The organism is Agrobacterium sp. CCNWLW155 (assembly GCF_036888815.1).
Taxonomy (GTDB): Bacteria; Pseudomonadota; Alphaproteobacteria; order Rhizobiales; family Rhizobiaceae; genus Agrobacterium; species Agrobacterium radiobacter.
Genome location: NZ_JBAKFW010000013.1, coordinates 1 through 25394, shown reverse-complemented (window position 1 = coordinate 25394; position 25394 = coordinate 1). Strand labels below are relative to the sequence as shown.

General features: G+C 59.8%; 27 protein-coding genes and 1 pseudogene. 7 read left to right on the top strand and 21 right to left on the bottom strand.

The features are described from left to right. Nucleotides 1-58 precede the first annotated feature (58 nt). Nucleotides 59-229 carry a hypothetical protein gene (locus V6S97_RS24890; RefSeq protein WP_334427865.1) on the bottom strand — a complete coding sequence of 57 codons (171 nt, stop codon included), beginning with the start codon at nt 227-229 and terminating at the stop codon, nt 59-61. A 469-nt stretch (nt 230-698) separates the two neighbouring features. Between V6S97_RS24890 and V6S97_RS24885 the strand changes: the two genes are divergently transcribed. Beyond that, complete coding sequence (locus V6S97_RS24885) at nt 699-977, top strand: HU family DNA-binding protein (RefSeq protein WP_334427864.1); 279 nt, start codon at nt 699-701, stop codon at nt 975-977. A 111-nt stretch (nt 978-1088) separates the two neighbouring features. Here the strand turns inward: V6S97_RS24885 and V6S97_RS24880 are convergent, their stop codons facing one another. The 12 genes and pseudogenes from V6S97_RS24880 to V6S97_RS24825 all read right to left on the bottom strand — a co-directional run bounded on the left by V6S97_RS24880 (nt 1089) and on the right by V6S97_RS24825 (nt 11362). After that, nucleotides 1089-1403, bottom strand: coding sequence for a DUF736 domain-containing protein (locus tag V6S97_RS24880; protein WP_045024413.1), 315 nt, complete (start codon nt 1401-1403; stop codon nt 1089-1091). Nucleotides 1404-1969: 566 nt separating this feature from the next. Continuing rightward, complete coding sequence (locus V6S97_RS24875; protein ID WP_334427863.1) at nt 1970-2434, bottom strand: hypothetical protein; 465 nt, start codon at nt 2432-2434, stop codon at nt 1970-1972. 211 nt (nt 2435-2645) lie between these two features. Beyond that, nucleotides 2646-3572, bottom strand: a complete 927-nt coding sequence (locus tag V6S97_RS24870; RefSeq protein ID WP_334427862.1) for an ArdC family protein — start codon at nt 3570-3572, stop codon at nt 2646-2648. Nucleotides 3573-3755: 183 nt separating this feature from the next. Next, entirely contained in the window at nt 3756-4178 is a 423-nt protein-coding gene (locus V6S97_RS24865) for a helix-turn-helix domain-containing protein (RefSeq protein WP_137006530.1), read from the bottom strand. Between the two features lie 114 nt (nt 4179-4292). Next, nucleotides 4293-4742, bottom strand: a complete 450-nt coding sequence (locus V6S97_RS24860) for a ProQ/FINO family protein (RefSeq protein WP_334427861.1) — start codon at nt 4740-4742, stop codon at nt 4293-4295. Nucleotides 4743-4853: 111 nt separating this feature from the next. After that, on the bottom strand, nt 4854-5453 hold the full coding sequence (locus V6S97_RS24855; protein WP_334427860.1) for a hypothetical protein: 600 nt from the start codon (nt 5451-5453) through the stop codon (nt 4854-4856). 379 nt (nt 5454-5832) lie between these two features. Next, nucleotides 5833-6195, bottom strand: coding sequence for a hypothetical protein (locus V6S97_RS24850; RefSeq protein WP_334427859.1), 363 nt, complete (start codon nt 6193-6195; stop codon nt 5833-5835). Continuing rightward, a pseudogene (locus tag V6S97_RS24845) lies at nt 6192-6537 on the bottom strand (DUF7007 domain-containing protein); the annotation flags it as partial. The gene V6S97_RS24850 and the pseudogene V6S97_RS24845, both read right to left, overlap by 4 nt. A gap of 85 nt (nt 6538-6622) precedes the next feature. Continuing rightward, nucleotides 6623-7657 carry a hypothetical protein gene (locus tag V6S97_RS24840; RefSeq protein ID WP_334427858.1) on the bottom strand — a complete coding sequence of 345 codons (1035 nt, stop codon included), beginning with the start codon at nt 7655-7657 and terminating at the stop codon, nt 6623-6625. A 23-nt stretch (nt 7658-7680) separates the two neighbouring features. Beyond that, entirely contained in the window at nt 7681-8664 is a 984-nt protein-coding gene (locus V6S97_RS24835; RefSeq protein ID WP_334427857.1) for a hypothetical protein, read from the bottom strand. A 359-nt stretch (nt 8665-9023) separates the two neighbouring features. Next, nucleotides 9024-9497: a hypothetical protein gene (locus V6S97_RS24830; RefSeq protein WP_334427856.1), complete on the bottom strand. Its 474-nt coding sequence runs from the start codon at nt 9495-9497 to the stop codon at nt 9024-9026. A gap of 98 nt (nt 9498-9595) precedes the next feature. Further along, on the bottom strand, nt 9596-11362 hold the full coding sequence (locus V6S97_RS24825; RefSeq protein ID WP_334427855.1) for a ParB N-terminal domain-containing protein: 1767 nt from the start codon (nt 11360-11362) through the stop codon (nt 9596-9598). Nucleotides 11363-11782: 420 nt separating this feature from the next. On the opposite strand from V6S97_RS24825, the gene V6S97_RS24820 reads away from it, so the two are divergent. After that, nucleotides 11783-12379 (top strand): hypothetical protein, encoded by a 597-nt coding sequence (locus tag V6S97_RS24820; protein ID WP_334427854.1) that lies wholly within the window; start codon nt 11783-11785, stop codon nt 12377-12379. Between the two features lie 295 nt (nt 12380-12674). Here the strand turns inward: V6S97_RS24820 and V6S97_RS24815 are convergent, their stop codons facing one another. From V6S97_RS24815 to V6S97_RS24780, 8 genes are all read right to left on the bottom strand, one after another. Continuing rightward, nucleotides 12675-13256 carry a GNAT family N-acetyltransferase gene (locus tag V6S97_RS24815; protein WP_334427853.1) on the bottom strand — a complete coding sequence of 194 codons (582 nt, stop codon included), beginning with the start codon at nt 13254-13256 and terminating at the stop codon, nt 12675-12677. 105 nt (nt 13257-13361) lie between these two features. After that, nucleotides 13362-13664 (bottom strand): cold-shock protein, encoded by a 303-nt coding sequence (locus V6S97_RS24810; RefSeq protein ID WP_334427852.1) that lies wholly within the window; start codon nt 13662-13664, stop codon nt 13362-13364. 13 nt (nt 13665-13677) lie between these two features. Continuing rightward, on the bottom strand, nt 13678-14109 hold the full coding sequence (locus tag V6S97_RS24805; protein ID WP_334427851.1) for a hypothetical protein: 432 nt from the start codon (nt 14107-14109) through the stop codon (nt 13678-13680). 3 nt (nt 14110-14112) lie between these two features. Next, nucleotides 14113-14415 carry an integration host factor subunit beta gene (locus V6S97_RS24800; protein WP_334427849.1) on the bottom strand — a complete coding sequence of 101 codons (303 nt, stop codon included), beginning with the start codon at nt 14413-14415 and terminating at the stop codon, nt 14113-14115. Nucleotides 14416-14554: 139 nt separating this feature from the next. Next, nucleotides 14555-19675, bottom strand: coding sequence for a DEAD/DEAH box helicase family protein (locus V6S97_RS24795; RefSeq protein ID WP_334427848.1), 5121 nt, complete (start codon nt 19673-19675; stop codon nt 14555-14557). A gap of 102 nt (nt 19676-19777) precedes the next feature. Further along, nucleotides 19778-20176 (bottom strand): DUF3085 domain-containing protein, encoded by a 399-nt coding sequence (locus V6S97_RS24790; protein WP_334427847.1) that lies wholly within the window; start codon nt 20174-20176, stop codon nt 19778-19780. 12 nt (nt 20177-20188) lie between these two features. Beyond that, complete coding sequence (locus tag V6S97_RS24785; protein ID WP_334427846.1) at nt 20189-20791, bottom strand: DUF1419 domain-containing protein; 603 nt, start codon at nt 20789-20791, stop codon at nt 20189-20191. 142 nt (nt 20792-20933) lie between these two features. Then, the gene (locus V6S97_RS24780; protein WP_334427845.1) at nt 20934-21896 is read right to left on the bottom strand and encodes a DUF3991 and toprim domain-containing protein; all 963 of its coding nucleotides are present in this window, start codon (nt 21894-21896) and stop codon (nt 20934-20936) included. 244 nt (nt 21897-22140) lie between these two features. On the opposite strand from V6S97_RS24780, the gene V6S97_RS24775 reads away from it, so the two are divergent. The 5 genes from V6S97_RS24775 (at nt 22141) to V6S97_RS24755 (ending at nt 25355) form a co-directional block, all read left to right on the top strand. Next, the gene (locus V6S97_RS24775; protein ID WP_334427932.1) at nt 22141-22626 is read left to right on the top strand and encodes a hypothetical protein; all 486 of its coding nucleotides are present in this window, start codon (nt 22141-22143) and stop codon (nt 22624-22626) included. Nucleotides 22627-23215: 589 nt separating this feature from the next. Beyond that, entirely contained in the window at nt 23216-23410 is a 195-nt protein-coding gene (locus tag V6S97_RS24770; protein WP_334427843.1) for a type II toxin-antitoxin system RelE/ParE family toxin, read from the top strand. Next, nucleotides 23407-23733: an XRE family transcriptional regulator gene (locus V6S97_RS24765; protein ID WP_013637255.1), complete on the top strand. Its 327-nt coding sequence runs from the start codon at nt 23407-23409 to the stop codon at nt 23731-23733. The genes V6S97_RS24770 and V6S97_RS24765 overlap by 4 nt, the downstream gene beginning before the upstream one ends. Nucleotides 23734-23930: 197 nt before the next feature. Then, complete coding sequence (locus V6S97_RS24760; RefSeq protein ID WP_334427841.1) at nt 23931-24731, top strand: NYN domain-containing protein; 801 nt, start codon at nt 23931-23933, stop codon at nt 24729-24731. Between the two features lie 102 nt (nt 24732-24833). Further along, the gene (locus tag V6S97_RS24755; RefSeq protein ID WP_334427840.1) at nt 24834-25355 is read left to right on the top strand and encodes a hypothetical protein; all 522 of its coding nucleotides are present in this window, start codon (nt 24834-24836) and stop codon (nt 25353-25355) included. The last annotated feature ends 39 nt before the right edge of the window (nt 25356-25394 follow it).

Below are 25394 nucleotides of genomic sequence, written 5' to 3'. Positions count from 1 at the left end.
GGCCTTGGCCGCCGGTCGATCCGGCGGGCTTGGCCAGGAACAGCGGCAAAAGCCTCCGTCAGAACGGAGGCTCCGAGGAATGGCTGCCATCCTGTTCGGCAAGCGCGGCGGCCAGTTCGGCCTGAGCGAGTTCGAGCTCGGCCTGGATCTGGCGGCGCTCGCTGCGGTCGACTGCGTTGACAAGCTCGGCGCGCAGTTCGGCAACCTGGATTTCAAGGGCATAGGTCATCGTCGTCTCCTTGACGTTTGTGAAAGACAAGGACCAGCGGCGTGAGGGGATGGCGGGGTCAAGGATCGCGCAGCGACCGGCGGAGCCGGCGTGTGGGGGAGCCGATTTTCTGACCCGGCCCGGCGGGACGGGGCTGAAAATTGGGGGAACCATGAGTCCTTGAGGCTGTCATTTCCGAACGGCACAATGGGACGATCTGAGCAGACCCCCCACCTTTCCGTATGGTACCGGCAAGATGCAGGCGGGTTCGATGCCCGCTTGCATCTTCACCGTATTGGGAGAGACGGACGTGTTCGCCGGCATTGTACCACCGGGCATGGCGGGATCGCGTTAGATGTCAGAAACGCCTGGAGACCGCATATTTCCTGTGGTTTTCGCGTCTTTTCGGGCGGATGCGGTATATCGCCTCTATCGTCGCCGCATCTTCAACCTCATAACGGATGGGGTAAACACGAGGAGCTACTATATTATGACCACGACCATTGAAATCGCGGACAAGATCGCATCCGAGCAGAACCTGAGCAAGGCGCAGGCCAAGGCGATTGTGGAGAGCGTGTTCCGGCAGATCACCGAGGCGGCGCTTGCCGGCGCGGAAACGTCCATTCCAAGCTTTGGCAAATTCAAGCTCAAGGAAACCCCGGAGCGCGAAGGCCGCAACCCGGCGACCGGCGCGACGATCAAGATCGCGGCTGCGAAGAAGCTGACGTTTGCGCCGGGCAAGGCAGTGAAGGACGCACTCAACGCCTGAGCTATCCTCATGACAAGGGCAAAGCCGGATCCGTGCGCACTGCCCGGGGCCGGCTTTGTTGTTTTTGGGTGAACAACCCCGCCCTGAGGCGGGGCCATTCGGGGATCCCGGTCATGCGGCCTCGCGGTTCGGGCGGGACCAGACGAGGACGTAGTCGCCTTCCTTTTCGGCCGGCCACAGAGCGGCGTTGATCGGGGCGTTGAAACTCGGATCGTCGAGCTTGAGGGAGATGTAGGGCTCGCCGTTGGCCGAGACCGAGTTCCAGCCAGCTCCCACTTCGGCAGCGCCGGAGGTGACGCGGAAGTCCGGGGCGTCGCGGGACACGCGCTCGATGGGATTGAGGCGTGCCTTCATTGCGACCGTAAGAGTGCGAACGTTGCCGACGATGGAATTGCCGTTGGTGGAGAATTCGCCGATGACTGCCATGACTTTGTTCCTTTCGTGTGATCGGGCTGCGCCCATCGCTGCCTCGATGACGGTGTAAGGACCGGGAGCGATCGGCACCGCACCATTCAGGGGCCGGAACGCAGTGGAGGGCGGCCGGCCCGGGCTATTTTGCTTCGCGATGCAAAGCCCGGCCTGCCGGGCGGCGGAAAATAGCCAGGGCCGGCCGTTGCGGTCAGCCGGTCGAGCCGCAGGCGTCTTACGGTCACACCAGTCCCATCGAGGTCTGCATGGGTGCAGCGGTGTCCAGGGCGGAGGAACCTTGCAGGGCGCTGGATCTTGGCGGTCCCCGCTTCGAACAGACGCTGTCGTTGGCACGGACTTTCGGGATCGGCCGCATTCTGGCGCTTCCGCCTGGCGATGCTTTTTACCGGGACGTCGGATTTCCCGCCTCCTCTCGCTCTGGCGTTTGAAGCGACTGGACCGGTGGACTTCACCGACGCACTGTCCGCTCTCCCCATTCGTGTCCCGTGCCAGCGCCTGCGCCGGATTTCTGCCGGCAGCAGCTCGCCGAAGGGACAAGACGGCCTTGACCGTTTTACCTCCGATCAGAACGGGGGGTGTAATGTCCGGCGGCCCGATTGCCGACCTCCGCCACGGAACGGGACACGTCCGACCACCGAAGCTCCTGTCAGCCGCGCAAGCCGATAGGAGTGGCGTAGAGCAACGGCTTTCCAGTAGACCGCCATTGGCGCCTTGTTCTGTTGCCAACTTCGTTTGGCAGCGCAGGTCGCGCCGGATGAAGCCGACGGATCCACTGATCTCCATGATCCGGGCACCGTCGACATTGCTCCTTTGCGAAACAAATCGGCAAAGTACCGCATGACGTCGAGATAGAGCTGCCCCCCGACGAGCGCGACATCGCAAAAGCCGAATTTTCGAGGTTCGGTGAGCGATGCGATGTGCCGTCCGGGATGTTCGCCGAAGGGCATGACGCGGGCACGAGACGTCGGTCGCAGCCAGTGTGTTCCGAGATCGGCGCGCTGCATTGCGGTTGCCATTGCTGCCGTCATGCGGGCATCTTACCTCTCGATCGTCATGTCTGCGGCCCGGAAACCGAGATGGGCGGAGAGAAAGACAACATGCGCCTTCTTCCTTCGAGGATCGACTGCACGAAGGGTCCGCCATGGCGGACCATCGTAACGCTGGGCATGTATATCAGGCCATCGCGTTTCGTGGCCGAGCAGGCGAGGATCAGCAACCAGGAGGGAGAATTCGCGTCCCCTAGGCTGCCTCCCTGTGTTCAGCTGCCACCGGCTGCAAGCTGTGCAGATAATTGACAGCACGCTGCGCATGCGCAGCTGCCTGGAAGATCGCCCGCTTGTCGTTGGCGAGTAGACCTAACCAAGATGCAAGGTAGCTTGCATGCTCAGGACGTGGCTCAAGTTCGGGCACGATCCCGAGATCGGCGCACAAGAAGCAACTGCCGAGCTCCGCGACCAATTCTTCCCGGGCGCGTTCGGTTTTGTCCTTCGCGTATCGGCTGAGATCGCGACTGACCCGGGCGGGATGCGCCGTCCAGTGGCAACTTTCGTGACTGAGGGTTCCAACGTATGCCGCAGGATCACTGAAGCTCTCGATCGGCGGCATCTGGATGATATCGCTGCCCGGCGAATAGAAGGCCTGATTACCGCCATGCCGGATGACCGCGCCGGTATTGCGGAAGAACGCGTCGGCATGACCGATGCGCTTGAACGAGCTCAGGACCGGTTCGGGTGCGCCATGATAGTGGTCAGGCAGGCCGTCGATTTGCGCCACGTTGAACACCGTGTACGATTTCAGAAACGGAATATCGCGCTCCACCTCGCCGCCATTGCCATCGGATTCCGACTTGGTGAAGCGACTTGCATAGATAACCGTCGTTCCGGTCTCGCCTTTGCGAACAGCGCCGTTCAGCTGCAAGGCCTGCTTGAACGTCATCCATGTCGGCGAGACATAACCCCTCGCCGTGCTCTCCGACCACAACAGCAGCACGTTGAGGCCGCTATAGGCTTCGCCATTGTGGCGCAGCGGCCGGCTGATCCGTCCGGTCGTGTTTGCGGCCGACCATGGCTTCATCCATGGACGCACGCCTTTTTCCAGGTCAGCGACAATCCTGTCCGTGATCCGCGCATAGAGATCGGCGCGTTCACCCGGCTCTTTTCTTTTCATATCCTTCAACCTCCGTTTTCGGAGGTCGCGACCATCGCGACCCCGTCACGGCGGTCCAAAAGCCGGGGAGATCAGGGATGAGCGCACGCGGAACGCGCCGCAACGAACGTGAAGGAGGGCGGAAGCCCTTGCGCGAAACCCTCACCCCGGCAGGACCGGAGGCGGGACGGGCTGCGATGAGATCTATTGTTGCGCCTCTTCTTCGGCGCGGGCGACGGACTTCACGAGCAGGACAATTTTCTGCCGCACGGCAGCCGAAGGGATCTGCATGAAGGCACGGTTGAGATTGAAGCCTTCCGTCGAAGACAGGAACAGCGCGACCTCATCGGTCTCGCGGGAGATATTGGGATTATCGTCATCTTGCCGCTCACCCTGGTTTCCGTCGAAGAAATAGGACATCGGAACATCCAGCGCTGTCGCGATCTGGCTGAGGCGGCTGGCGCCAACGCGATTGGCGCCCTTCTCGTATTTCTGGACCTGCTGGAAGGTCACGCCAAGCTTGCCCGCCAATGACTGCTGGGACATACCTATAAGCTTCCGCTTCAGCCTGATACGGGCGCCGACTTCAACGTCGATCGTGTTCGGGGCTTTCCCTGCATCACTCAATTATCTGCCTCCTTGCGCCTGTGGGGGTTGCAGAATGACGCGCCGGCTACATCCGTTGCAAGACCGTATTCTGATATGCGCATGATCGAATGGAAAGTTTCCCCGACTTTGAAACTACTTGTCGGGGCTTGGACCGGTTGCAACCTCTTCGGTCCGCGCAAGCTCTGCCGACGCCTGTCTCTCCCGGCGGATTTCCTCGACGCGCAGCTGCGCCGACAGGCGGTCCGCTTCATCGACCGGGCTGACAGGCGTACCGGTTGCATCATGACGCATGGCGTCCGGCTGAGCGCTTGCCAGCAGATAGTTCTTCGAGCGCGCATAGGCGGCAATCGCCCGGCGCAGGTGCACGGCCGGGACATCCTGTTGCAAAGCGGCGCGGAACGTCTCGAATATGCCGATGACGAACGGAAGGATGGCATCGCCCTCTTTTACAGGAAGAACAGGCGCGGGCGCGGAAAGAAGCGCATTGATCGCTGCAGCCTTTCTGAGATCCACGGCATTGGCCAGCACGGGTCCCTGTGACTTCGACCAGGGTCTGGTTTTCGGGGCTGAGGTGTTCTCCATGGATGTCCTTTCGAAATCGGTCCCCTCGCATATAAGCATGCAGTGCTGACGAGAACAGGACACCCCGTCAACGTGAAGGATTGGCGGGGCCGAAGCCCCGCCCTGAGATTGTTATTCGAAGGCCGACATCTGGGCTGCGGCCGCCTTGCGGTCGAGCGTCTGGCCGGGATTCTCGACCGGCCGGTCGAAGGGCTTCCAGGTTTCGCCGACCACTTGCTGATAGGCAGCGACAGCGCCGACGGCCGCCATTCTGAGCGCATGGGCCTGAATACCCATGTCGGCTGCGAACTCGCGCTTGCGCTGCGCGGCGCTGTCATAGCCGACCGGACCGTCGAGATCCTCGTCGCGGGCATCCGCAGCGCTCTTGGCGGTGGCGTCACGCGCTTCGGTGACGGCGCGGGAGTAGAACTGGCCGGCGCCATGGGCCGATCCGACATAGGCGCCGACGATGCGCTGCAGATGGATCTGCATTGCCCGCTCGCCAAGCCCCTCGGAAAGAGCGGTGGCGGTCTCGACGATCAGGCGCTCGTGCATATCACGGATGCCGTCGCTGTCAAGAATGGCGGTCCCGAAGCTCTCGGCGATCCGGAGCGCCTGGGTTTCGTCGGGGCATGTGAGGCGGACCATTTCGAGGGTGGTGCCTTTGCGCAGCGGCACGACGCGGGCGGATGGGCGGGTTGATTGACGGGACTGGGTTGCGGACTTTGCCATGATGGGTCTCCCTTTTTGCTTCGCCGAAGCGTCGGCCCCCTGGCCGTTCTGTCCTTCGGTGCGGTCGAAAGGAACCGGCGCAATCCGGGCGGATCAGGGTCCGGGCAGGCCAGATCGAGCGAAGCAGGCGTGCGGTCAAGCAGGGCTGCCCAAGCCCTTGCGAAGCCCGCGTGCCTGCTTTGTCGAGAGCGGCATGACCGGCCGCCCCGCGGCGCGACAGCGGCCTTGAACCGAACGGGCGCTGGTGCAGACCGCCACGAAACCGAAGGACAGAACGGCCACGGGGACAGATCCCGGATGCCGAAGAGGAGAGGAAACCAGGAAATGCCTGTGCCAGGCCCAACCGCCCCACCCTTCCTTGCCGCAGCTTGCCCACTCATCACAAGCGCCGGACATCACCGTCGGCTGGCGCACCCGTTTGACCAACGCTGCCGGGCAGAGGTGCTCGGGCACGCAATGACGCGATCGCCGCCTCGTGCCGCGCGAGCTTTCGCGAAAGTGCATCGATCTCCGGCTGGCGCTCGGCGGTGATGGCAGCAAGACTGGTACGATAGCGATTGAGGAACGCGTGCCGCTCAGGCGGCCTGCCGCGGCGATACCCGGGCTTGCGCCGGCCGAGCGACGGTATCAGGGCGGTCATCTTGCGGATGATCTGACGTTCGATCATGTCGATCTGATGCCGCGTCTGCCGGCAGGCATCTTCCATGCGCCGCAATGCCACATGATGGTCGAGCGAGGTCATGCCGCAACCCTCCCCGTCCGTGACGCGAAGCTCGATGGGCCTTCGTAAGCCGCATGCCGGGCCTCGTCGATGACGAAGCCGAACGCCAGGCTGATAATCTACGGGCAGCACCAGAAAGCGGCGCTCCCGGACACTGGGATCGCGCCTGCCAACACGCGTGGCGATGACCTCAGTCATACCGGGGTGATCGTCCGAGCGACGGGCGGAGATCACGATCCAGTCGTTGGCATGTTGCTGCTCGAAGGCCCGGCGATCCTTTTCCATCGATTCACCGGGAGCGAGAACCCGGCTGAAGATCGCCTCCCATGCGTCCGGCAAGTAGTTGCGGATCTTCTTGCGCGCGCCACCGGCTTGAATAAAGTTTTCGCGTCGAATTTACGTGCTCAAAAAACAGTTTGACTTTTGGTTCGGATAATAAGCCCAAACATCAAACATTGATATTCCGAATTCTCTCTATTTCATTCGCGATCCTCAGACGTACGCGCTCCGGGACCTTTTCAGTCTGCGACATAACCAACGCGCGGTCGAAGTAATCCTCCGCTTCATTCGAACCATACCGTTTATGCGCGTCTGCCAGCATCAAACTGAGCGTGATGTGAAGATAATCCGTTTCGAGACGGCCATTGGTGTTTTTTTGCAAAATGGCCTCTGTGGCCTTCAGTCGCGAAATCGCAATGGAGAGAACTTTTTTATTGAATGGCATCCGGGCGAAAATGCAACTCGCCAACCCGGCCTGAGCTTGGACGTTTCCGATAAGCTGTGCCGAACAATCCTCGTAGAATTCTGTTGCGGTATCGTGGTCCAATCCGATCAATGCCGTCAGTTTGAAAATACAAAAATCAGTTTCATCCGAGACTGATGGCAACTCACGTTCCACAATTTTGATGATTTCAAGCGCCTCGTTAAAGTCTCCGAAGGCAAGTCTGTCAAACACATCTCTGCCTAACTGGAGCTTGCGGACATCGCTGGTCGCCACCCGTGACGCCCATCGTTCCCGCGCGGCATCGACATTCCAACGTCCGTCGAAGATGGATGGAAGATCCGCTTTTAGATCGTTCGGGTCTCCCATCCAGATAATCGAGTTCGAGCTGTCGATCACAAAGCCCGCGGGCAGGCTGCCTTGTCCACTCGCCTCCAGCCACATCCTCGTGACTGACCCGCGGAATAGTGCTGAATTCAGCGAGCCGGATTGTTCCAAGGCGAGCATCGCCTTTGACGCTCCTTGCTCGATAGCCAAAGCGCAAACCTTCGAATCCCGTACCATCACCGCTACGCCATAACACGGCACGTTATGTTCAGCACCGATCTCAGCGAGTTCCTGGACGATAGGAAGGCATCCGCCGCAGTCAAGATTCCACAAAACTACGAAGCTCAATCGATCGAATTTTGTCGGAATGGCTGCGGGGCCACTTACTCTTAGCGGCGGAGCCTGATCCTTCGGCAGAAGACGGGTAGCTTGCACGGTTCGCTCCTGCAATTCAGCACTCAAAACAAGCAAACGTTTCCATATGGCCCACCACTGGGAACACAAAAGCAATCGACGGTCATGCCACAATTAATAGACCAGTGGCAGGGTTGGCCTTGCGGGCACAATGCCATCGCTCTCGGCATGTCTTCGTCTTCCCGTTGAACATCAACGTCAGACGAATCATCTGAGCGCTCCGCCACATTGTGGACCAACGATCCCGAAGTGCCCAAAATGCCGGGTCCCTTCAAAGGTGACGCAATCATTTTCTCTCTCGGTATTGCCAATTGAGTTCCCGGCACGTGAGGCAGTTGTTTCAGGTTGTTGACGCTATAGGAAATCACGCCGCCATCATTTTGCGTATCGACGAGCCACATTTTCTTGCCCAACTCGGTCGTCAAATTCAGGTCACGATAGTCGTCAGTCAGGCCGTATTTTACCCTCAGCGCTGATATTTCGCCGGAGAAACCTATAGGACCGCCGATCTGGGTGTAGGTAAGAATGTTGTTGCTTAGGCTTAAGGTTATCCCCTCATCGAGACTGATCTCCCGTTTTCCATCCGTCTGAAAACGATATGTCCGAAGGGTTCCGTAGAGGTCCAATGTCCGTTGAACCGTGAACTCGCGGTGGCCGGTCGGATTCGGCTTGGAATATGAGATCATAAGCCATGACGTTCCTGGCAGTCCCTCTTCCCATTTTTTCCCTATCGTTCCGCAGGAGGCGTATTCTGAGCGCGTTCCATCTAGCACCGCTAGTCGCACCGTCGTCATATTATCCTGTGGGACTGATTTGATGAGAAATTGGTCATTCACATCGAGGAAAGCGTATTCTTTTTGCTCGTCCAATGTCGAAAGGAACTGATTCTTTTCCCATTGGATCGACTTGTCAGCGATCAAGGGGTTCGGGGAACCATTCGTCTGCGCTGCTGACGGGGTGGCGAAAGCCAGCGATGTGGCTAAGGCAAAAGCAATACGGGTGAGCGGCATAAACTTTACGCGAACCATAGTATTTCTCCGTGTTGAGAGATTTCAAACTCAGGCGATACACTTGGAAATGGCATTTTGCGCGCAGAAGCGAGAAAATCACAGTTTATACAATTTGTGAATGCATATATTCAGGTCATTTATCGGTTTGGCTCTAAATACCTGAGTCAAAAGAGAAGTTTTTGACTGGACTTTTCTCGCGGTCGTTCGGCAGACGCCGCTGGGTGAATGCCACACCGCATTACTGGCGAGTGATCAAATAAAGGACAGAAAGAGCCTTGACCGTTTCCTCCACCATCGACGCCATCTTTGGCTGTTAGTCTTCCCGACTTTGACGATCCGCGGGGTGGACGGACCGATCGCTTCAGGAGTGGGATCCTTCATGCTGCGACCCTCCCTTCGACGACTTCGGCTGCAATCTCGTCAGCCGTCACCTCCTCAAGGACAGCGGACGGGTAACCGTGTCCGGACAACCAATCGTCGGCAGCCTCACGACTGGCCGCCAGATGCACGAGTTCGGCATGATCGCCGGCACGGTCGAACACACGGCAACTGCCGATAACCGGACGCTCGACAAGGCTGAACGTCAATTCAGTTTCCAGCGAGAACGTGCGGTGGATGCGAATGGTGATGACACCGCCGCCGCCATAGTCACCTTCATGCAGCGTGATGTTTGCTGGCAGAATGATGTTGCCGGCAGCGCGCTCGTCCTGCTTGCGGATCAGCCGGCCGGAGCTGTTGCTGGCCTTCCAGACGAACAGTTTTTTTCGATGCCGTTCAGGCGGACGAGGTGTGCCGTCGGACCATTTAAGGATAGAGCCGATCGGCGACAGAAATGCGAGATGGGCGGACATGCAAATTCTCCCTGAATTTTGAGGGGTATTGGAAACGAAACCGCCGCCGATAGAGACCATCGGCGGCGGGACTTCATTCGGAGAAAAAATGGAATCGGCTATTCCGCCGCGATCCCGTAAGCGTCCTGTTCCTCGTCCGGCTCGTCGGCTTCGGATTCTTCATCGAATGTACCGGGGAGATCGTCCTCATCCTCGAAGGAACCGGCACCCTCTTCCTCCATCTGCTGCTCCTCGACGTCCGCCGTCTCGGTTTCGGCCTCTTCCTCATCGTCCACAGCCTCGCCGTGTTTGATCAGATCGACGACGTCCTGCCGGTCGGGTGCAAAGAGCGCGGAAGCGTGGATGAAGCGTTCCTGGCTGAAGTGTTCGACCAGAGCCGCACGGGTCTCCCGTACTTTCTGGCGGGGTAGCACGTTCGCTTCCTTCGCAGCCGCCTCGAGCGCCTGCCGCGACAGGCACAACAGAAAATCTTCCGAGCCCATGTTTGGCAGGAAGCTGTCGGCACCGATGGCGTCTCCGGCGATACGCGAAACCAAGCCGCTGTTCGACATGCCGCGCCGGCATGACAGCACGTCGATCAGCATAGAGCGGGCAGCGACACGCACCGTCTCCATGTCGAAGGCGAGCTTGCCATCTTCGGAGAGCAGCCGGGCGGCATGACGCCGGAAGCGCTTCGGCCCGTAAACGCTGTCGCTGGCTCCGGAATCGACGCGGACGTTCTGTCCCGCGAAGGCAAGGACGAGCAGCGCCATCAGCATGTCGTCCTCGATCGGCGCGCGACCGAGCGCCTCGTGCAGGGCATCGGTGCGGAAATCGCCGATCATGTCCTGGCCCTTCAGGGTGACGTCCGGGCGAAGCTTCGGTGCGTCGATGATCGAATCATCGACTGATCCTGCCGCATCGTTCCCGGCGGGAGCGCCACTCTTGCCCTTCTTTTTGTCTTCGGGCATGCGGAAGGCAACGGACTGCACTTTGCCGTCGCGGTCGAGATACATGGCGACATGATCGGACTTCGACGGCTTGCCGTAGATGCGCTCGGCCTTCTTCGGCAGTTCCGGCTGACCCCAGGTGTTGACCTCGACAATCGCGCCTTTCTTCGGAAGGTTGTTCGTCATCCATTCCTGCTGGGCGCCGAGGAAAGCCTCGACATTGGTGGTATAGCGGCTGTCCTGATCGGCCGGCGCGAACAGGTCCTCGACCCATTCGATGCCATAGGCGGCTGCGAGGTCGTCGCCGAAGCTCGCATCCCTGGCGAACATCCGCGTCTTCGAAAGCGCTCGCGAGATGTCGTACCAGTCGGCACGCTCGGCCTTTTTCGGCTTGTTGGCCTTCCAGACCTGCTTCTGCTCGTCCAGCGAGGCGGACGCGATGGTGCGGAGCTGCTGTTCGTTCGGCATGTCGCCCAGCGCCATATGGTCGAGCATGGCCGGCAGAACGTTGGCCAGAAGCCGGAGTTTGCGGATCTGGCGGACCGGCAGGGTGAGCGCCACGCCGATCGCTTCCTCGGTCCAGCCGAGAGCGACAAGCCGTTCGATGCCCCGCCACTGGTCAACGGGGTTAAGGGGCTCGCGGGCCACGTTTTCGATCATCGAGCGCATGGCGCCATTGTCGTCTGCGGCATCGACGATAATGATGTCGATTTCCTCAAGGCCCGCAGCAATCGCCTGGGCGACACGGCGGTGGCCTGCCTGAATGATGTAACCGTTTCCGCCATCGGTTTCTGGCGCGACGATCGGCGGCTGGATAATGCCAACGGCCTTGACCGTCGCCAGCAGCAGCGCGTCGGCCTGGGTCGAGGATTTCGACCGACGGGCGTCGTCGGGATTGTTCTTCAGTGCACGGGGATCGAGTTTGAGGATCTGCATGGGTTTTGCTCCTTCCGGGTTTCGGGGCGGATCGCGCCCCTTCCTGCCTTCACTTATTTGCGAAGACATCTTCCGGACCGCGGATCGGACGGACCGACGCAACTGCGCCCGAGCGGCCCTGCCCGTCAGGGCGAGCGGGGCGAAGCCTTGCGAGAACGAGGGGCAGGGTTGAGGAGGGAGCGGTTGAGCGACAGCGGCGGCGAGACGGCCGGTGTGCGAGAAGGGTTTTTTTCTTTCTTCTTCCGTTATTCCCGCTAGCAACTTTCCTTTGAAACGGGCAAGGCCATCCCCCGGCATCCCGATCGGGTCGGCTTCAATTCAGATCCTATGCGGAGAATACAGGTGCTAAACGCCGGCAAGGTTGCACAGATTAGTAGAGGTTGGGTACACTGGGTTAACAAACTAAGGAGATATCGCCTGATGAAGCTAGGATTTCTTTGTGGTGCAGTGCTGGTTTCGCTGACTGGCCCCGCTGCTGCTCAGGTCATAAAATTTGATGTCTTCGGAGTTCGGGTCGGAGATGGGCCAGAGGCTGTTACCCGTGCTCTCACGGAAAAAGGCTTCTCCAAAGATGAGGAGCTGCGTGGACCGACATTCGATGAACAGGTCGCGCTCCGGCGCAACAAAATTGACTTCGGCAGTGCAAAAGGCGCGGTCAAGGAAATCACCTACCGCAGAGACTCCGACAAAATCAGCATCATGTTTACGGCGTGGCCGGACGGTGAGAAGGTTACGAGAGTTTTCTACCGTCCGAACATCACTCAGGCTGATTGCCCGGCATTCAAAAGCGCAGCTCAGCAAAAGTACGGGGTAGGTATTGAGTACGCTGGTGAGTGGATCGATCGGCCCCTAGAAAAGAAGAACGGCTTTAGCGAGCGCAAGCTGGATGAAACCGTGTCTATTGAAGCCAAGTGCGGCGCAGGGAGCAGATACCTCTCCATGGATCTTTTCGGCGCTCAAAAAATGCAGAACCAGATGCTCGACAAAGCCAATGGCGAAGCCAAAAACGATTTCTAGCAGCTCGGTTGCCTGGCGTAGAGGAGGGACGTTCTGCGACCTGCATCAAAATTTCCCCGAGGAAAACACCTGCTGGCAATCGCATTGTTCACGGCAGTCCTGGCCTCAGCGCTTTTTGCGATGAAGGGGTTTGAAAGAGTATTTTCAGGTCCTCCGAACTGCGCAGCCATAGACGCGGTGGACTGACTTTCTCAGGGCCAAACGAAACTGGAATAAACGCATGATCCTGTCTTTCGTGGTCCGTCGTAAAGCCTTTGCTCGAACTTTATGAGCTGACTTTTGCATCGCCAGGACTTCAGGAATACCGCACCGGATTGAAGTTTCTGGCGTCCAGCTCGTGAGCACTGCGCCACTGGTATCGGACGAAAAGCACCTCCGGGTTGCTGGCCATCACGCTCCGTTTTTCCTCTATTATCCGGCCATTTAATTTCTCATAGAACCGGCGCGCCGTATGATTATCGGCCAGCGTCAGCAGATGAACGGGCCGGTTTCTCTGTTGCGGTGAAAACCGCTGAATACCGGCCACCAGCAGGCTGCGAGCGATGCCTTTTCCCTGATATGCATGATCGACATACAGATTATGGAGATATGTTCCGAACTGCGTTTCCTGATCAAACAGGAAGCACGAAAAGCCCGCCAGTTCCGTGTCAAAATGCGCCAGGGTCACACGCAATCTCTCAGGGTCTACGCCCCCCGAAAGGCGCTTCTCCCAGAGGCGAGCTTTTTCATCAGGCATTATATCCGCCAGATAATCTGCCGGGAGCATGCCCGCATATGCCCGTTGGCTGACCCGAACATGGAGCGAGATTATTGCTTCCCGATCATCTGGCGTCGCGTCTCTGACTGCTATTTCGACACCCACGCGCTCTACCTCCATGCCCAATTCCCGACTGAACCCGTTTATGCCAGTCATTCGCGCAACGTTGCAAATCAGGACTTTTGAAGATCACTCGCGACTGGCGGAGTGCGCTTCAGACCTGGGTCATCCCCGCCGCAGGCCCCACTCACGCTCAAACGCATCGCTGAACGCCTCCTCGCCGTGATGCGGTGTGACGGGCGGATGGTGCACCGCCTTTTCAACCGGCGCGGGGCGCACGTCTTTCGCCGTGACCTTGCCACCCTTTTCCCCGATAACGTAATGAAGCCGCAATCCGGGCTGAAGCGTGGGACACGCAGGGTCGGTGATGCTGCTCAGATGGAGAAAGATGTCCGGACCTCCATCTTCCGGCGCAATGAAGCCAAACCGTTTGGTGGCATTGAACCACCTGACCTTGCCTGTCGGCATATCTTTCTCCCTGCTAGTTGGGCTTTATCTGCGATTGTTTCGCTGCCCACATTTCATAATCGCGGAGCAGGTCTTCGGCGATCGACCATTGCGGGTATTCGCGGAGCAGGAATTCGTTCTGCCGCTCCACGTCCGGCGATTGTCGAATGGCGCTTTGTCGGAAACGGTCAAGCACACTGTGACGCATCAGGGCAAGGCACTCCGGCGACGCCAGATCACGTGGCAGGTGTTCGAGCAGACCGCTGACGATGGCCACCCAGTTGTTGACCACATAGGGCCGGTGCACCTTTTCGACCTTGCTTGCCATGTCCTCCAGCATCGACAGCAGCGCGACAAACCGGACGGGCCAGGTTTCGGGCAGAAATTCCAGCGCCATCATTTCGACCGTCTCACGAACGTCCTCGGGAAGGGCTTCACAGAACACGTGTTTCGAATATTCGATCAAAGTTCACTCCTTGTCGCCCGGCTTTTCTGCCGTGTTCAGACGATCCTTGATCTCCTTGCCGGCACGAAAGAACGGCACCCATTTCTCCTCGACGAATACGGCCCTGCCGTTGAGGGGATTTCGACCCGAACGTGAAGGGCGATGCCGCACGACAAAGGTGCCGAAACCCCTGATCTCAACGCGCTCTCCCCTTTCGAGAGTACCGGTGATTTCATCGAGGACGGCGTCGACGGCATTCTCCGCATCGCGACGATGCAGGTATGGGTTTCTCGCGGCGAGGAGATCAACAAGCTCGGATTTAATCATGACACGCTTTTTAGCGGAAACGTGGCATTTGGGAAGCTTCTACAGCCATCCCGGCGACAAACCGTGTCGTAGTCCCGGTTTGTCTCATTGCAGTGTTTTTTGCCGCAGGGGGCCGTCATTTCATCACGGAAGTGATCCGCTATCCGGCGAGCTCGCCCGTCTCTGCATCTTCACGGGCCGATTTCGCAAGCGCCTCCTCAACCTCCCGCAACGCCCGGCGCTTCTCTGTCAGTTCATCCGTGAATGCAAAAGTGCCTCCCTGCCGTGACTGGTACGAGGCCAACCTGCGGCGATATTCCTCCAGCCGCTGGCGATAGCGCTCCCGCTCCTCGTCGAAGCCTGCCAGTGCGTGCTCGAGCCGCGAGATAGCGCCAAGCGGCGTGACAGTCACTGGCAACTCGATCTCGTAGTCGGCGCCGGTGCGCTGAAGCAGCGTCTGGTACTGGTAATTCTCACCGCGCCCGAATGTCTCACCATCGTAGACGAGATCGAAGCCACCGATCGTGGCGATGACGGTTTCCCCCTGGCTCTGCAGCTGGACGAGGGTGAGGATTTCCTTCATCAGCGCCCTCCCCGCATCTTTGCGCTCCGTATAGGTCTCGCCCGTCACGTCGATCGCAAAGGCATCGCCTGCGGTCGGCACAAGCCGCTCGATATCCAACGCGATCTCGCCAAGGCGCCGGCTGGCGGTTTCGATCTCGCGCTCGGCGTCGCGGATCTGCCGGCGCACAGCGAAGAGATCGTCGTCATGGGCGGCACGCAGCCGTTCCAGCCGGGCAATGTCAGCCTCCAGCCCCGCCTTCTGCATCAGGCGCTCATCACCAGAGGCAATCGCCTTGGCCATGGCGAACTGATTGGCCTGACCTTCGTTCAGGTCCTCCAGCCGACGGATCGACGTATCGCCTGAAAGCGCCGCCGCGATAAACCGCGCCTTGCGTTCGTTGTTCTGCCACATGGTGGCGTCGAGCGAGCCTTGCGTGGCATAGGCGTAGATCTCGACCTCGTCGTGCTGGTTGCCCTGACGGACGATGCGCCCCTCCCGCTGCTCGATCTGCGAGGGTAGCCACGGCACGTCGAGATGGTGGAGCGCTTTCAGGCGAAGCTGCGCATTGACGCCGGTGCCCATGGTTTCCGACGATCCGATCAGAAAACGGACCTTTCCGGCGCGAACATCCCCAAATAGCCGCTGCTTGGCCTCCGTCTTTTTGAAGTCCTGCATAAAGGCGATTTCCGAAGCCGGAACGCCCATGCGGATCAGCTCGTCGCGGATCCATCGATAGGCGGAAAACCCTCTGCTCTTCTCGACATTGATCGTGCCGAGATCCGAGAAGATCATCTGTGCCGCACCCGGCAGATCATAGGGCTTGCCATCGGGACGAACATACTCGTTCTGCGACGTCTCTTTCCAGATCCGGTAGGCGTTGCGTACGAGAATATTGAGCTTGTTGTCCGGCTCGTCATCCATCGCGGGCATCACCAGACGAAGGTCGATTGCCGCATGGCGGCCATCGGTGATGACCGACAGCAGAATGTCGTCTCCGGGCTGCGCCGGCCCCTCGCGCTGCTCGATCGCCTTGATGCGTGTTTCAAGGATCCGCTGGTAGGTTTTGAACGCCGGCGTCGGCGCGGCGGTGAGTATCTGCCGCTTGCCCGTCGCGATCTCAGGCACCCTGACGTATTGCCTCAAATCCTCCGGCATCACCACATCGGCAAAGGCGCGAAACATGGCGATCAGTTCCGGCACATTGACGAAGGACGAGAAGCGGCTGACCGGTTTGTATTTGCCCGACGGCTGAAGTTCGAGCTCCGTCTTCTCGTCACCGAAGTTCGAGGCCCAGGCGTCGAACTCATGCAAAGCGCGCTCGCGCAGGGCCTCGTGGCCCAGCAGCCGCTGGATCGAGAACATCTCGCCGAGCGTATTGGTGATCGGCGTGCCGGAGGCCAGAACCAGCGCGCGACCTGGATTCTTCGTCTCGATATAGCGGGACTTCACATAAAGGTCCCACGCCTTCTGGGACCCGTTTGGATCGATGCCCTTCAAGGTGCTCATGTTGGTGGCAAAGGAAAGCTTGCGGAACTCCTGCGCCTCATCAATAACGATCTGGTCGACCCCGATTTCCGAGATGGTCAGGAGATCGTCCTTGCGGGTAGCAAGCGCTTCCAGCCGTTCCTGCAATCCCTCCTTCAGCCGCTCAAGCCGCTTGCGCGACACCCGGTCATCACTTTCGACCTTCGCCACAAGATCCTCATAGAGCTGCAGCTCGTCGTGGATCATCTGTTGCTCGAAGGCCGAGGGCACGCCTATGAACCTGAATGCCGAATGCGTGATGATGATCGCATCCCAGGTGGCGGTGGCGGCGCGGCTGAGGAAACGGGCGCGTTTGTCTTTGGTGAAGTTCGTTTCGTCGGCAACGAGAATGTTGGCGGCGGGATAGAGCGCGAGAAACTCACGTGCCGCCTGCGCCAGGCAATGGCCGGGAACGACGAGCATCGCCTTGGCGATCAGTCCAAGCCGCTTCTGCTCCATGATGGCCGCAGCCATCGTCATGGTCTTGCCGGCGCCGACCGCATGGGCGAGATAGGTCGAACCCGCCGAGATAATCCGCCAGATCCCGCGTTTCTGGTGCCCGTACAAAGTAAAGGCACCTGAGGCGCCCGGAAGTTGCAGATGAGAGCCGTCGAAGGCTCGTGGCGCGATATTGTTGAAGCGGTCGTTGTAATCGCGCGCCAGCCGGTCGGCCCGATCCGGGTCGGTCCAGACCCACTCCTGGAACGATTGCTTGATCTTCTGCAGTTTGTCGCGGGCAGCTTCGGTATCAATGACATTCAGCACCCGTCGCTCGCCATCGGCATCCCTGATTGTGTCGAAGATCTGCGGCACGCGGCTGTTCAGGGCGTCGGAGAGCAGTTCGCCGGCATGACGGCGGCTGGTGCCCCATTCGGACGTACCCGCGCCACTGTAGCCGAGCTGCCGTGCCTCGACAGTCCAGGAGCCCAGTTCCGGCAGATGATGGATGCGGATCTCCGTTCCCATCATCTCGCGAACAAAGGCGACGACGTCAGAAGCCGGGATCCAAGGTGCACCGAGGCGGGCGGTGATATCCGAGGGACGCAGATCGGCGGGCTGTACCTCCTGCAACGCGCGGACATTGCGCTGGAACGCTGGATCGAGTTCGGCGGCCGCCTCAGCCACAGCGAGCCTGGTGCGAACCGGGCCGGAGAGATAGGCGTCCGATGTCTGCCAGGAGCCATCGATCGGATCGCGGAAGATGGCATCGCCGAGATCGGTAATCACGGTGTCCGTGTCACGATGCAGCAGTTCGGCGATATGATCGATATCGACACGGCCGCGCTCGTTGAGGACAACGGCCAGCGCATCCGCCGCACTGGTGATGACAGGTGCGGCCGGCGGCGAGATCACCCGCTCCGAAAAGATCGGGCCGGGACGGGCCGTGTCGGTTTCTAGATCGTAATCCTCGATCGAGGCAACCAGCCAGCAATCAGGGTCATCGAGAAAAGGCTGCAGGTTCGGGCGGCGGTGTGTTTCCCTCACCTCGCCGGTCCCGGCATCTTCCGATATCGACACCGTCGTGTGGTTGATCGGCCCGAAGTCGCGCACGAAGGTCGACCAGGCGATGCGCAAACGTACCTGGCTGTCGCGCCATGGCCGGTCCTGTTCCTGTGCTTTCAGAACCGCGCGCACCGCGTCGCGGACCGGGATCAATTTCTTGATGATCCGGACATGCTTTTCCGACATCCGTTCGGCTGGTCGGCCTTCGCCTGATCGTCCCTTGCGAACCTTGATTTCGACTGGCGCGCCATCGATCATCTGCATTAGGCCGTGTCTGGTGTCGATGAAGAAGCTGCCCTCGCGGACCTTCGAACCTTCTGGGGGCAGATCGACCATCTCTCCAAGCTCGTCTTCCAGATCGATGTCGATTTCTGTCGGTACGCCGTCAAATAGATCTTCCGGGAAGAGGGAGATGGCGGCGTTCAGCGCGGTTTCGAGATCGACGTCAGAACGGGGACGGCATGTGTATGTTTCGCCGAAGGGGCCGGAGGTCAGCGCGTGGTCGCCAAGCACGAAGTCAGGATGACGTGCAAACCAGCGATTGATGCGGATATCGCCTTCGTCTGCCGTTGCAGCACGGACCTCATCGACATCGATCCAGCTCTGGTCGCCCTCCGGTTCGCCGGCCTTGCGTTTGCGGAAAAACAGCAGATCGACGACAACGTCCGTGCCGGCGTCCCGGCGGAAGCTGCCTTCGGGCAGACGGATGGCAGCGATGAGGTCGGCCGACTTTGCCATATGTTCGCGCGCCGACGTATCGGCCTTGTCCATCGTGCCGGAACTGGTGACGAAGGCGGCAAGAGCGCCGGGCTTGAGGAGGTCGATCGAGCGGGCAATAAAGTAGTCGTGCAGGCGCAGCCCAAGCGAACGGTATTGCCGGTCCGAGCGCACGGTGCGGTCCGAGAAGGGCGGATTGCCTATGGCCAGATCGTAAATCGCCGAAAGATCCGTTCGGGCAAAATCGCCTTCGATGATCCGCGCCTTCGGCTGAAGGAGCCTGACGATCCGCGCGGTGACCGGATCGAGTTCGACACCGGTGACATAGCTCTTATCCCGAAAGACTTCCGGCATCAGCGCGGGAAACAGGCCCGTACCGATCCCCGGCTCCAGCACACGTCCGCCGCGCCAGCCCATGCGCTTCAGTCCCGACCAGATGGCCCGGATGATGAACTCGGGCGTGAAGTGCGCATACTGGGTGCAGCGCGCGAGGCTTGAATAATCAGTCTCGGACACCGCGCTTTCGAGTGCCGAACCCAGATCGTCCCAGCCCGCCCGAAATTCGACCTCGCCCGGTCGGCGGAACATGCCGTTCGCCAGTTCCGATGCACCAAATCCGCTAAAGCGGATCAACCGTTGCTGATGCTCGCGCGTGGCGGGAACCCTGTTTCGCTCGATCTCGTTGGCGGTCAGAATGGCGGCGACATTCATCTGCGCCCTCTCCTTCCAGCTGGCAGCAAGACCGCGATCCTCGCCATCATCGAGATAGAAGTTCGTGCGGTCGCCCTGTTTGCGCGCAGCAGGCTTTCGGGAAGCAGTTAAGGCCGGTGCGGGCGCCGGCGGGGTGGGATCAGGATCGTCATCGTTGGCAGGCTCCAGCGCAAAGCTGCCAAAGGCGGTAACACCGAGACCAAGCCCGGATGACAGCGCGCTGCTGCCGAACATGTCGAGGGTAAAGGGATCGTTGGACATGGACTGTTCTCCTTGAAAGGAAGCGTGCGCCATCGTCTCGCCGGGAATACCGGCAAGAGCGATGATCGCAACATGGACGGAAGCTTGGCCGTGAGGCCGGTATCAGTGGCGGATCGGCGTGATGGACATGGATGTGTCGCCCATGGCGATCTGCAGATGCGTGCAGCCGGGACTTGTCGCGATCAGCTTCACGAGCATGCCGCCTTCTAGGAACTCCACGCCGTCATCGCCCCCGAAATGCCGGCGCTTGTAGTGCCAGTAGTCCGGGTTGGTCTTCGGATCGCACTCCTCGGCATAGACGACGCATGGACGCTGTCCCTCGGCAAGCTTGCCATTGGACATGATGTACACGCCCGCGTCGCCAACCAGCCAGACACCTGGCTGTTCATCGCGGCCGGGATAAAGCCCATAGTGGGGATTGCGGAAACCGCCGTTGAGATAGGCGTCGATCCGTCCGCGCATCATGACGATGCGGACATCCGTCAGGGAAAAGGTGAACATTGCCTCCTCCACTCATGCTGCGATCGCGTCGGGCAGATAGCGAAGATGCACCGGCAGTTTGGCGGAAATCTCGGCATCCGTGAGCTGATCGAGCCGCTTCAGAAACGTGCCCTCCTTGCCGCCATAGAGCAGGACCGTGCGCTTGCCGCGATCGCTCAAAGGCCAGCGCTCTCCGGCATAGCCGCGATAGTCATCCGCCGTGCTCGACCAGATATGTTCAAGACGCTCGCCGCGCGTCATCGCCCGGACGGGGCGGGTTTCGCGCTCGACGATGGCGCTGCGCAGGCGCTCGGACGAGCCTTTGTCAGCCAGGTCGCAATAGCCATGGAAGTGGCGGACGTGCCCGTCGACTGACAGGGTGAAAAAGATGCTGGTGATCGATCCCGTCAGAAATTCGCGCATGGCGAACATGTCGCCGCGCATCCAGAGCGGTGGCAGGATCTCGGACATGTAGTTGTGCTCGCGTTCATGGATTTCGAACCATTCGCCGCAGTAGGGGGCGCTGTCGTCGCCCTGCCATCGGTTCGGGCGCTGCGCATGACGGTCGAACATGCGGAACATCTGCCGACGATCGGCGACACCTTCGAAGACTTTGCGGATGGTGGAAAGGGTCATGATCAGGCTCCTTCAGCCTCGTCCGGACTGGAGCGCGGCGGATCCTCGTGGTCGCCATCTTCTCTTCAGCCCTTCCTGACCCCTCCCCTCAGGCCGCCTCTCCGTCCGGGCGGGTCAAGGGCCGGCGGAGCCGGGCGAAGCTTCACCCTTGACGCGACCGGCGGGCATGCGGCAGGCCCCGTGTCCCCACATTTTCCCTTTGCTTCTTTTCCGCTTCTCGGGCGCGTAGCGCATCATTCCAGTCGTCGGCTGGCGGTGTCAGGCGCAACCAGTCGCAGCCGGCTTCATCGGCGATGTCGCGCAGTCGGCCGGCAAAGGCCTCGCCCTGGCCGTTTGCATCCGTCGCAGCGACCAGATGAGCGCCGGGACGGGCGGCCAGCCTGCGCATCGCGGCATCCGTCGTCGGTGACCACCCTCCGCCGGTGCTGAGATAGACACTGCCCTCCCGCAAACCCTCGAACGCGGCAAGGCTCATGGCATCGATCGCGGCCTCGGTGACGCAGAGACGCAGGGCGTCAGCGGCTCCGAGCCGAAAGAGGACCTTCGAACCTCCCTTCGAAAACCCGCGCCAGTCGGGGCCGCGTTCTTCCCAACCGGTGACGAGCCCACGATCATCAAGATGCGCTGCCCACATGCTGCCGTGCGGACCTTCCCGAAGCAGGTCGGCCTGGACAGCGGCGCGGATGACAGACTCAGGCAGGCAGCGCTGGTCCCGAAGATACCGCCAGGTCATCGACCCTCGCCACGGTATGCGGCGCTTTGCCCAGCGCTCCGGAGCAACGTCAGCGGGAGCGCGGTTTCGGACGGGTCGGGTCCAGCGGGGTTCGTCTGCGACGATCCCGACCAATGCCGCAACCTGGTCCAGGGCTTCGACAAAGGATATGCCCTCCAAATGCTCCGCAAGGCTGAACACGTCGCCCTTCATATCGGACAGGGGATCGAACCAACCCCTACCCTCATGAATGACGATGACGATCTCCGTGTTGCGCCGATATTTGAGCGCCCGGCGGGTGCTCTCCTTCACATCGACTGCGAATCCCGCCTGCTCCAGGAGGACAGCGCATGGGACGCGGTCTCGCAGATCTTCCAGTCTTCTTTTTTCCATTCTTTTGCCGGCGCTCTTGCGTCCGCCTTTCTCCTTGATTCTCGTGTTCCCGCAGTTTGCGGGACGGCATTCGGCTGTCCGCGAAGAGCAAAGGAGGCAAGGGCGCGGCTGGCAACATGCAGAACTGCAGCTCGGCGCTGATGCCAAAAGGCCAGCCGTGGCGAAGCTTCCCTTGCGGCCTGCCGCTCGCAAGCGGCACCTGAGACAGGAAAGGGTCTCAATGAGACCCACCCGGAACATATTCATGCACGATCTCCAGATCGCCTTCGTCATCGAGTTCGTCGCTCGGCAGAACGCCGAACTCGTCGCCGCGCCGAAAGAGCGTAACTGGAACCATCAGGGTGCGGGAAAGCTGGAAGGCGTGGTTCTGCGCAAGGGAAAGATCGGTGTTCATCTGAGGGCTCCATCTTTGGAGCGGGCCATTCCCGCTCGATGGCTCCCGTCAGTGTCCGGAACCGGTCGCGATCACCGCGAAGGCGCAGCCGCAGCGGCCGCAGCTTGGCTCACGGACCCCGTCAGCGGGTTGATCGACGGAGATCCGGGGCCGGACCAGGAAGCCATCCATCAAGAGCGGGAATGGGACGCCTCCTATGGGCCCCGCCTCCGACCGACAATGATCGTGGTGATGCGGTCCTCGCTGCCCCCGACGTTTTCGCTGCTTGGTTCCTTCCACTCCGGACATCAGTTTGGGGTCGACACGACTGGTGGAGACGGGTTCCATGAGACGTGAAACCGCGAACTTCCGGGCGCTCGATTGTCCCGTCGGTTTGCGCATAGGTGCATTGCGCAATTTTTGTTTGCGCATCGCATATATTCTAGGCATAAAGCCCATAGCTGATGCACGCGACGGCCCTCCTCCCAGTGCCATCGCATCAGCTGTTCCCCTCTGGAGGTTTTAACCTTCACACTTCAAGGGCCTCGGTTTTCCGGTGGCCCTATTTTTTTGCCTGGTAGTCGGCCGACTTGTGGAAGCCGCATCGAGAATCCATCTAGTTCCCAAGCGGGTACAGATAACAAACTCGCTGGAATCAATTGAGATCGCAGCCGCTTGCACCCTGGTATCGTCGCCACTTGCCAGTGGACAGCGGTCGAGTTATTCCATCTACGGAATATCGCTTGAAATATTCCACAGATGGAATACATTTGGAGTATCGATGAGTTGGAGCGTTGAATATACCGATGAGTTTGGTGAGTGGTACGCGACGTTGGTCGAAGCCATTCAGGACGATATTGTAAGGGTGGTCGGGCTTCTCTAAGCCAAAGGACCACAACTCCCCTTCCCGTACTCATCCGGCATCGAAGGCTCCAGGCACGAACATATGCGGGAATTGCGGATTCAGAGCGGCGGTGAACCCTACCGGGTATTCTACGCTTTCGATCCGCGTCGCACCGCTATTTTGCTGGTCGGTGGAAATAAAACCGGCGACGACCGCTTTTACGAAATCATGATTCCGGTCGCTGATCGCCTATATGACAATTACCTGATCGAGATCGGGAAGGAAGGGTTGATATGACTGGACATCGCTCCTTTAACGACCTGCGCAAGAGTATGGCGCCTGAACGTCGCGCCCGCAATGATGAAGCAACCAAGGCAATTCTCGAGGAAATGGCGTTGCATGAGCTACGTCAAGCGCGTGAAAAGACCCAGCAGGATGTAGCACGCGCACTCCACGTGAAGCAGCCGGCTGTCGCAAAGCTGGAGCAGCGTGCCGATATTTATGTCAGCAACCTGCGACGCTACATCGAAGCTCTTGGCGGGACGCTGGAGATCACAGCAAAGTTCCCCGACGCCTCAGTCAGCATCAAGAATTTCAGCGAATTGGCCACCGAAAAATAACATCTTCGCCTTGATGGGAATCGAACTGTTGGCCCACCGAGCAACCAATGGTGTTCAAGCTCATTGAGATACTCCCGTTTTCGATGCGAAAAGAACGGCAATCTGCCGACTAAAAAATCTCTAAAACGGTTCTCAAGTCGGCTGGAGTAGTGTGCTGGATTAAGGCACAAAGATTGTCTGGAACAAAGGCGCGACAGATGACCGGCACATCCGACACATTGGCTCTCCTCATCGACGGTGACAACGCCTCCCCGAAAATTGTCAGTGGGCTCCTGGCCGAGATCGCCACCTATGGCACCGCCAGTGTCAAGCGCATCTATGGAGACTGGACCAAGCCCAACCTCAACGGCTGGAAGGAGTGCCTGCTGGAGCACTCCATTCAACCGGTCCAGCAATTTGCCTACACGACGGGAAAGAATGCCACGGACGGCGCGATGATCATCGACGCGATGGATCTGCTCTATACCGGCCGCTTTTCTGCATTTTGCATCGTTTCCAGCGATAGCGATTTCGCAAGGCTAGCGTCGCGTATCCGCGAACAGGGCGTGACCGTCTACGGCTTCGGCGAACGCAAAACCCCGCGCCCCTTCATTACTGCTTGCGACAAGTTCGTCTATTTCGACGTGCTTAACGCCAACTCGGTCGAGCCGGAGGCGCCGCGCCACGATCCGCAACCGGCCGCTGTATCGAAAGCGAAGGAGGCCAAGGCATCCCCCGCCAAGGCGCCGGCAAAACCGAAGCTTGACGCTGCCGCATTGAAGATGCTCGAAAACGCTGTGACCGCGTCGGCCGATGAAGACGGCCGTGCCAATCTGGCGCGGGTCGGCGCCCATTTGGCGAAACAATCGCCAGACTTCGATGCACGCAACTACGGCTTTGCCCGCCTCACCGACCTCGTCGAGGCTTCCGGCATCATCGACGTGGAGAGAAGTGGCGACAGCCCGAAGATTGTCACGGTGCGCATGAAGGGGAAGGCAAGGCCGAAGCCCAACGGCTAGGCTCGGCCGCCAATGAGATCGCGGCGGCCTATCCGAAATGTCCCGCTCCAAACCACAGGTGTCGCCTTGGTGAAGGCGCTCGCATGAAAAAGATGCCTGAAGATGCCACGGCGGAAACTGTCCAGAGAAGAACTCTTTGCTCTCGTATGGGAGAAACCGACCAGCGAGATCGCTAAGGAACTTGGCCTTTCGGACGTGGCGATCGGCAAACTCTGCACCAAGCTGCAGGTCCCAAAGCCACCTCGAGGCTATTGGGCTCGCATGCAATCCGGGCAGCGACCACGTCGACCGGCCCTGGTTGCTTTCCGCGAGGAACTCGACACCAAGCGACGCGACGAGTTGCGTGCAAAAACAGCAGAATCTCTTTCGAAACTGCAGCGCCAGTTCCTTGAAATGGCGTTGTCGGACATGAACAATCGGGGCGCCGGTATTGCTTCACCGCAAGGGGCCAGGCCGCTCGCCAATCTCGATCGCGATGTGGCAGCACAGGTCCTACTGCTCGTTCAAGGCAGGGCACAGGCCTGGGTGAAAGACGGTCGCATCGCCACACGCTGGGGACCATCTGTTCGCAACAGCGTTGCCAAACTGGGGTCGGAACAAGAGCAGTCCGAAATCGTACGCTAAGGTCGAACGAAACCGGAACGATACCGTAGATCGGATGTG